8 protein-coding genes are annotated in these 7866 nt (G+C 64.6%); 3 read left to right on the top strand and 5 right to left on the bottom strand.

Annotated elements, in window-relative coordinates:
• The 3 genes from NP534_RS24155 to NP534_RS24145 all read right to left on the bottom strand — a co-directional run.
• Nucleotides 1-583 (bottom strand): efflux RND transporter periplasmic adaptor subunit (locus tag NP534_RS24155; protein WP_274100375.1); only part of this gene is annotated, 583 nt, incomplete at its 3' end.
• A 291-nt stretch (nt 584-874) separates the two neighbouring features.
• Entirely contained in the window at nt 875-2461 is a 1587-nt protein-coding gene (locus tag NP534_RS24150; protein ID WP_274100374.1) for a rhodanese-related sulfurtransferase, read from the bottom strand.
• Nucleotides 2458-3066 (bottom strand): cysteine dioxygenase, encoded by a 609-nt coding sequence (locus NP534_RS24145; RefSeq protein WP_274100373.1) that lies wholly within the window; start codon nt 3064-3066, stop codon nt 2458-2460. The genes NP534_RS24150 and NP534_RS24145 overlap by 4 nt, the downstream gene beginning before the upstream one ends.
• Before the next feature lie 299 nt (nt 3067-3365).
• On the opposite strand from NP534_RS24145, the gene NP534_RS24140 reads away from it, so the two are divergent.
• Nucleotides 3366-4307 carry an ABC transporter substrate-binding protein gene (locus tag NP534_RS24140; RefSeq protein ID WP_274100372.1) on the top strand — a complete coding sequence of 314 codons (942 nt, stop codon included), beginning with the start codon at nt 3366-3368 and terminating at the stop codon, nt 4305-4307.
• A gap of 70 nt (nt 4308-4377) precedes the next feature.
• Nucleotides 4378-5694 carry an LLM class flavin-dependent oxidoreductase gene (locus tag NP534_RS24135; RefSeq protein ID WP_274100371.1) on the top strand — a complete coding sequence of 439 codons (1317 nt, stop codon included), beginning with the start codon at nt 4378-4380 and terminating at the stop codon, nt 5692-5694.
• Here the strand turns inward: NP534_RS24135 and NP534_RS24130 are convergent.
• Together NP534_RS24130 and gspG are read right to left on the bottom strand one after the other, a co-directional pair.
• Entirely contained in the window at nt 5680-6870 is a 1191-nt protein-coding gene (locus tag NP534_RS24130; RefSeq protein ID WP_186653575.1) for a type II secretion system F family protein, read from the bottom strand. The genes NP534_RS24135 and NP534_RS24130 overlap by 15 nt on opposite strands.
• Before the next feature lie 11 nt (nt 6871-6881).
• Nucleotides 6882-7307 (bottom strand): type II secretion system major pseudopilin GspG, encoded by a 426-nt coding sequence (gspG, locus tag NP534_RS24125; protein ID WP_274100370.1) that lies wholly within the window; start codon nt 7305-7307, stop codon nt 6882-6884.
• A gap of 185 nt (nt 7308-7492) precedes the next feature.
• Here gspG and NP534_RS24120 point away from each other — a divergent pair.
• Nucleotides 7493-7866, top strand: a 374-nt coding sequence (locus tag NP534_RS24120) for a transglycosylase SLT domain-containing protein (RefSeq protein WP_274100369.1), incomplete at its 3' end; no start/stop codon positions are given.

Below are 7866 nucleotides of genomic sequence, written 5' to 3'. Positions count from 1 at the left end.
CTTCCGATCTGTTGCCGGCTGTGAACTGAGCACGGCTGACACGGCCGCTGATGGGCGCGGTAACACGGGTGAAGCTCAAGTTCAGGCGGGCCAGGTCGAGCTGGGCCTGGATTGCATCGACCCCGGCGCGGGCTTCGGCGGCGGCACTGCTGCGCGATTCGGCAAGTTCGGCGGAGATGGCGTTGCTGTCACGCAGGCGCTCGCCACGGCGGGCTTCGTTGGCGCTGCGAATGGCGGTGGCCTTGGCCTGTTGCAGTTGCGCTTCGAGGCGGCGGACTTCAGCCTGGAACGGGCGCGGGTCGATCTGGAACAGCAGGTCGCCTTTCTTGACCTGAGCGCCTTCGGTGAAACCGACCAGGTCGATCTGGCCCGAGACCCGCGGCCGCACTTCGACGGTTTCCGGGGCTTCGAGACGGCCGGTGAACTCGTCCCATTCATTGATCGGCTGTTCGATCACCTTGGCAACGGTGACTTTGGGCGCGGCGGGCGCCTGCACGGCGTCGGGGGTTCGACCGCAAGCGCTGAGCACTACGACTGCCAGGGCAGCGAGTGGAAAGCGCAAGGGTTTGAGTGAGTGGTCCATGGAGAACTCCGCCAGAGTATTAGTAGTGGGCGGAGTGTGAGTGCCTTGCGCGCGGCGCACGAATCGAACGGGGCGAAGGTTATTATCACGCTGAATGATATGTCGGGGTCTTTCATCGATAAGCGGCATCGCGGCCGTTGCCGGTCAGCAGCGAATCGGTCTTGCTGAACACCGCATGGCCGATGCTGCTTTGAGGTGCCGCCGGGCCACAGGCCGCCGCTTCCTGCCGGCGCCTACCTTGTGCGTCATTAATGGCCGGGCGGCACCTGGGTCATTCATAGAGCAACTGCACTAACTTAAAACCCGGAACCCATGCGTACCGTCGCGTTCAAGCTGGGCGATCAGGCCGAACTCCCAGTCCAGGTACCCCTGCATGGCTTCACGCGGGTTGTCGGTACCTTCATAGGGTCGGCGATAGCGGTCGCTGCGCGCCACTGTCAGATGCGTTTCGCCACGCTCCAGCGGTTGGCCTGCAGCAATCCAGTGCGCTGTGCCGCCCTCCAGTACATACACCGGGGTTTGCGTCAGGGCCTGCAGGTCGGCCGCCGCAAAGCGCGCCAGCAAGCTGCTGCCGCAGGTGAGCACATAGCGTTCGGCAACCGGCAGTTGTTCCAGCACTTGCGGCAACTGCGCCCGGATCGCCCAATGGGCATCTGGAATGTGCCGTTTGACGTAGTTGGCGCTAGTGGTGAAATCAAGCAGCACGGTGCCTGGCGTTTGTAGCCAGGCCTGCAACTGCTCGACGTCGATCGCGTTCACCTGGGGCTGCTCCGGCAACGGCGCCTGCCAGTCGCCGAGCTCGCTGAAATCGGCTGTCGACAGGCCCTCCAGCACGGCCACCTGCCACCCCATCTGGGCCAGCCACGAAGCACTCATGTTGGCCCGCACACCGTCGTCATCCACCAGCACGATGCGGGCGCCGCGTACGCTGGCGACATGGTCGGTCTCTTGCACCAGCTGCCCGCCGGGGACCGAGCGGCTGCCCGGGAGGTGGCCTTGGGCAAACTCTTCGGGGGTGCGCACATCGAACAGGTAGGTGGTGCGGTGGCGCTCTGCCTGCCATGCCGCCAGGCCATCGCGATCCAGCCGCGCAACTGCGGCACGCTCGGCCACGGCGCGGGCACGTTCGGCGGCGCTGGCGCGGGTGGTGTCGCTGACGTGGGTAAAGCTGCGCGCTTGGCCGTGGGCCAGTTGCTGGCCGGCCAGGGTCCAGCCGATGGTGCCATTGCGCAGCGCCGCCACCGGGTTGGGAATGCCTGCATTGACCAGCGATTGGGTGCCGATGATGCTGCGGGTGCGCCCCGCGCAATTGACGATCACCTGGGTTGCCGGGCTCGGCGCCAGCTCGGCCACGCGCAATACCAGTTCGGCCCCCGGCACGCTGATGCCGCCGGGGATACTCATGGTCTGGTACTCGTCGAAGCGGCGGGCGTCGAGCACCACCACATCGGCTTTGGCATCGAGCAGTGCCTGGACCTGCTCGGCCGCCAGCGAAGGCGTGTGCCGCTCGCTTTCGACCAGCTCGCCGAAGGCCTTGCTCGGCACGTTGACGTCACGGAACAACTCACCGCCGGCGGTGCGCCAACCGGCGAGGCCACCCTCGAGCAGCGCCACATCGCTGTAGCCCAACGCCAGCAGCCGTTGGGCAGCCAGCACCGCCAGCCCTTCACCATCGTCATACAGGGTGATGGCAGTGTCGCGCCGCGGTACGCGGGCATACACCTCCAGCTCCAGCTTGGACAACGGGATGTTGGCCGCAAACAGCGGGTGTTCCTGGGCGAACGGGTCTTCCTCGCGGACATCGATCAGCGCCAGTTCTTCATGGGCCAGCAAGGCCCGGCGAATGTCATGGAAGGAGCGGGTGGCGACAGTACTCATGAGGCAGGGTTCTCTTTGGACAGGTCCCAGATGTTGGGCAGAAGGGTATTGGAATAGCCGGAGATAAACGGTTTTTCGGTGCCGTCGGCCAGATAGACCGCTCGGTTTACCGCGCCGATGTTGGCGCCGTAGACATGGATGCTGATCGACACGCGGTCGTCGAAGGCATTGCTGACCTGATGAATGTCGCCGATGCGCGGCGAAACCGCTTCCACATGGCCTGGGTCGATACGCACCGGCGCACCTGCCGGCAGCAACGCACCGTGCTCGGTGCGGGCGAAACCTTGCGAATATTCAGCGCCGCGCAACATGCCGATCAGCCCCCAGACCCGGTGATCGTGGATGGGCGTCTGCTGCCCCGGCCCCCAGACAAAGCTGACGATGGAGAAGCGTTGGCGTGAATCACAATGCAGCAGGTATTGCTGATAACGGTTTGCGTCTGGCTGGGCGAGCGCGTCGGGCAACCAGTCGTCATGGGCGACCAGGCTGTGCAGCAGGCCTTGGCCTTGGTCGAGGAGGGTGGCTTCGTCGGGTGCCCGGTCAAGCAGGTCCGAAAGCGCGCCGATGAAGTGACGGAGGCGCTCGAGACGAAAGGGTTGGCTCATGGTTCAGGCTCGGCTGACGGTTTCGGTTAACCCTAGCAAAGTCTCATAATATTCAGCAAAGTAAAATTATTCATAAGCTAATATGCAAAAAATGCATTTACACGAGGCGTGTTCTGTTTTGAAATATGCCCTGTCCAAGGCATTAGGTTATGCCTAGAACGAATTTCACAGAGGCTTTATACAACGTTAAATTATAAAAAGTCCGCTTGATAGACTCAAAGAGCATACCCTTTCATTACGACGAGACCGCACGGGCGGATCGCCTGCTAGCTGCGCCTTTAATGGCCCTGGAGACGAACGTGCGATACCTCAAACAACTGGCCGCCGGTGTGCTGGCCGCCTCGCTGAGCCTGGCCGCTGCTGCGCAAACCCTGGTGGTCGGCGATCAAAGCTTCAATGCCCGTGCCGTGATGGAAGCGGCCGGCGTGCTCGACGACTTGCCCTATACCCTGGAGTGGAAGCAGTTCACCGCCGGCTCCCCCGTGGCCGAAGCCCTGAATGTCGGCAGCCTCGACATTGGCCTGCTGGGCGATGCGCCGCCGTTGTTCCTCGGCGCCCTGGGTGCGCCCATCAAGGTGATTGCCGTCAGCCGGCAGAACCTCGACGGGGTGGCCATTCTGGCGCGCAAGGATTCGAACATTCACAGCCTTGAAGACCTGCGCGGCAAACGCGCAGCCATCTGGAAGGGTTCCTGGAGCCAGCAACTGCTGTTCAGCGCCCTGGACAAGGCCGCGGTACCCCGCGATGCCCTGGAGCTGCGTTACCTCAGCGCACTGGACGCCTCGCATGCCCTGGACGGCGGCTCGGTGGACGTGATCGCAACGTGGGAGCCCTATGTCACCCAGCAGGAGCGCCAGGGCGCGAGAGTGCTGGCCACGGCCGAGGGGGTGATCCCGGCCCAGAGTTTCGTGGTGGCCAATGCCAAGGCCGTCGAGGCCAAGCGTGCGCAGATCAGTGATTTTCTCACGCGGCTGAAGAAGGCCCGTGACTGGACCTTGAGCGACCCCGCCAACACCGAGGCCTACGCCGACGCCTGGGCCAAGCGTACCCGCGCCGACCGGGACATTGCCCGGGCCTGGTTCGCCCGTGCGCGCACCGACGTGGCGCCGCTCAACCCCCAGGTCATTGTCGATGCGCAGAAGACCGTGGACTTCTTTGCCGGGCTTGGGCTGATCAAGGCCTACCCGGCGGCGAGCCTGTTCGACACCTCGTTCGCCGCGGCGCTGGCCAGCGACCACTGAGTTTGGCGGCACCGGCACTTCGTGGCCCCACAGAGGCCGGCACAGCCCACAGCATTTCCGAGGAATCCCCATGACCACCCGCAAAATCAAACTCGGCGCCCTGACCATGGGCTGCGGCGGCCCTGGCCGCCATAACCTCTGGCTCGACCCCGAATTGCCTGCCGATGCCAGCGTCAACATCGACTGGTATATCGACATCGCCCGCCAGGCCGAAGCCGCACTGTTCGACCTGGTGTTCATCGTCGACAGCCAGTACATCACCCCCGGCTCCCCCTCGCACTACCTCAACCGGCTGGAGCCGCTGACCCTGCTTTCGGCCCTGGCGGTCAGCACTCGGCACATCGGCCTGGTCGGCACCCTGACCACGTCCTACAACGAACCCTACAACGTCGCCCGCCGCCTGGCCTCGCTGGACCTCATCAGCAAAGGCCGCGCCGGCTGGAACGTGGTAACCAGTGGCGATGCCGGCACGGCGGGCAACTATGGCCGTGACGAGCACTACGACTACGACACCCGTTACGCCCGTGCCGAAGAACACGTCCAGGTGGTGCAGGGCTTGTGGCGCTCCTACGAACAGGGCGCCTTCCCGCGGGATCGCGCCACGGGCCAGTTCCTCGACCCGTCCAAGATGCATGCGCTCAACCACAAGGGCGAACATTTCTCGGTGGTGGGGCCGTTGAACATCCAGCGTTCGCCCCAGGGCCAACCGGTGATCTTCCAGGCGGGCGACTCCCCGCAAGGCCGCGACCTGGGCGCCGCCACGGCGGATGTGATCTTCACCCATGCGGCCAGCATCGAGCAGGGCCAGGCCTTCTATCGCGATGTCAAAGGCCGTGCCGCGCGCCTGGGGCGTGACCCGGAGCAACTGCTGGTACTGCCTGGCGCAGAGATTTATGTCGGCGACACCGATGCGCACGCCCGTGAAATCGAGCGCCACTACCACCAGCAGGACCACAGCTTTGAGCTGGCCTTGAAAGAATTCGGGCGTAATTTCGGCTGGCACGACTTTACCCAGTACGACCTCGACGCGCCGTTCCCGCAACAGAGCCTGGAGCATGCGCGCAGCAGTTTCTTCACCAATGCCAAACGCATTGCCGACCAGGCGCGCGAGCAGGGCTTCAGCTTGCGCCAGGCGGTGGAGTTCGGCCGCAAGCTGCGCCCGGGGGCGTTCGTCGGGTCGGCCGAAACGGTGGCGGCCAAAATGACCGAGTGGTTCGAGGCGCGGGCGCTGGATGGCTTCAATATCTACATTGGCCACCCCGGCCAGTTCCGCCGCTTTACCGAAGAAGTAGTGCCGTTGCTGCAGGCGCGTGGCGTCTACCGCACGGCTTATGAGGGGACGACGTTGCGCGAAAGCCTGGGTCTTGCCGTTTCAGTGGATGCTTGAGGCCAGTTCGAAGATCGGCATGTACATCAAGATCACGATGAAGCCGATCAGCAAGCCGATGAAGGTCATCAGCAGCGGCTCGAACAGCTTGACGAACCATTCCACCCAACGGCCGATCTCCTGGTCGTGAAAGTCGGCGCAACGCTCCAGCATCTCGCCGAGGTTGCCCGACTGTTCACCCGCCCGCAGCAGCCGCAAAGACACCGGCGTCACCAATTGCCCGGCCTCCAGCGCATCGGACAACGGCAACCCTTCGGCCACGCGTTGGCTGGCTTGTTCAAGGCCTTGGGCTGCGGCACTGCCCAGCAGCCCGCGGGCCATGCCCATTGCCGTGAGGATGGAAATGCCACCTTGCAAAAGGATGCCCAGCGAGCGGTAGAAGCGCGCCAGCTCGTACATCATCAACCGCTGGTGCAGTGCGGGCATGCGTCTTAGCTGGCGGGATGCCCAGCGTCGCACCCGCGGGTGACGGCGCAGCAGCACCAGGGCGGTTATCCCCGCCACGCTGCCCAGTGCCAACGGCAGTTGCTGGGCATGCAGGAACAAGCCGATCTGCATCAGCATGCGTGACAGCCAGGGCAGCTCGGTGCCCATGCCCTCGAACACCTGGCTGAAGCGCGGCACCACGTAGCCGAGCAGAAACAGCACCACGCCACCGCCCACCAGCAACAGCAGCAGCGGGTAGACCGACGCCCCCACCAGCTTCTGCCGGACCAGATCCAGGCGTTGGCGGTAGGCGATATAGCGGCCCAGGGCGTCGCCCAGGGCGCCGGTGCGTTCGCTGGACTGCACCAAGGCCACGTACAGCGCCGGGAATATGCGCGGCTGTCGGGCCAGCGCCTGGGACAGCGAATGGCCTTCGTACAGCTGGCGCACCAGGTCACCCAGCGTTTTGCGCGTGGCCGGGGTCGGGGCTTTTTCCGCCAGGCTTTCCAAGGCGTCGATCAACGGCAGCCCGGCATTCAGCAGGGTCGACAGCTCCTGGCTGAACAGCACCAGGTCAAAGTGTGCTTCGCGGCGCCAGGCCATGCCACGCAATGCGCCGCCTTGGCCCTTCACGCTGACCACCCGCAAACCTTGCGCCTCGACCTGGCGACGCGCCTGGTCGGCATCTTCGGCGTCGATCTGCAACTGCACCACGCCCTGTCTGCCCAGGGCCTTGAGGCTGTAGCGCATGGCCGAACTCCTCATTGCCAACTGGTGATTTCGGCGTTTTCCCCGTCACCACCGGGCTGGCCGTCCTTGCCCATCGACAGCAGGTCGTACTCACCGCCGTTCTCACCGGGTTGCCGGTAGATGTAGGCGTGCCCCCACGGGTCCTGCGGTACCGCCTTCTGCAGGTAGGGGCCCGTCCAGCGGGCTTCGCCACTGGGGGCGATAACCAGCGCCTGCAGGCCCTGTTCACTGTTGGGGTAATGGCCGACTTCCAGGCGATAGAGGTCAAGGGCCTTGCTCAAGCCCTCGATCTGTGCCCGTGCCACCTTGACCTCCGAGCGACCTAGCTGGCTGAAGTACTTGGGCGCGACGATGCCGGCCAGCAGGCCGAGCACCACCAGCACCACGAGGAGTTCGAGCAGGGTGAAACCACGTTGGGGGTTGGATCTGCGCTGCATGGTGAAGGCCTCCGCTGCATGGAAACAGGCTGTGTCAGGCACCATGCAACAGCCGTGCACGTCTGCCTCGGGGCCTTGCGCCATGCGGTACAGGAAGCGGCACAGTGCTTGCGTCGTCGACATCGACCTCGGGTTTTCCGGGGCATTTCCCCCACATCGGGGGCCACGACGAAGAGGCAGCCGACATGCGTGGACTCATCCTGGGTTTGATCTGGCTGGCGGCGGGTGCCGCCCAGGCCGATGTGTACATCTCCATCGATGCCAAGGGCGGCTACGTACTGACCAACGTCCATCGACCCGGGCGTCATTACCAGCGGGTGATCAGCGAACCGCTGGCCCAGGCGGGCCCGGCCGGTGCGCAGTTGATCACCGGGCGCCCCTATGCCGAGCTGGTGGCGGCTGCGGCGCTCGCCCACAACGTACCGCAGGCGTTGCTGCATGCGCTGATCAAGGCCGAGTCCGGCTATAACCCCAAGGCCCGCTCGCCAGCGGGGGCGGTGGGGCTGATGCAACTGATGCCCGATACCGCCCGTGAAATGGGCGTGGAAAACGCCCTCGA

This window comes from Pseudomonas sp. 39004 (assembly GCF_028682155.1).
GTDB lineage: Bacteria > Pseudomonadota > Gammaproteobacteria > Pseudomonadales > Pseudomonadaceae > Aquipseudomonas > Aquipseudomonas capeferrum.
Note: the sequence above shows the minus strand (reverse complement) of the source record. Positions and strands in the feature narration are given on the sequence as shown.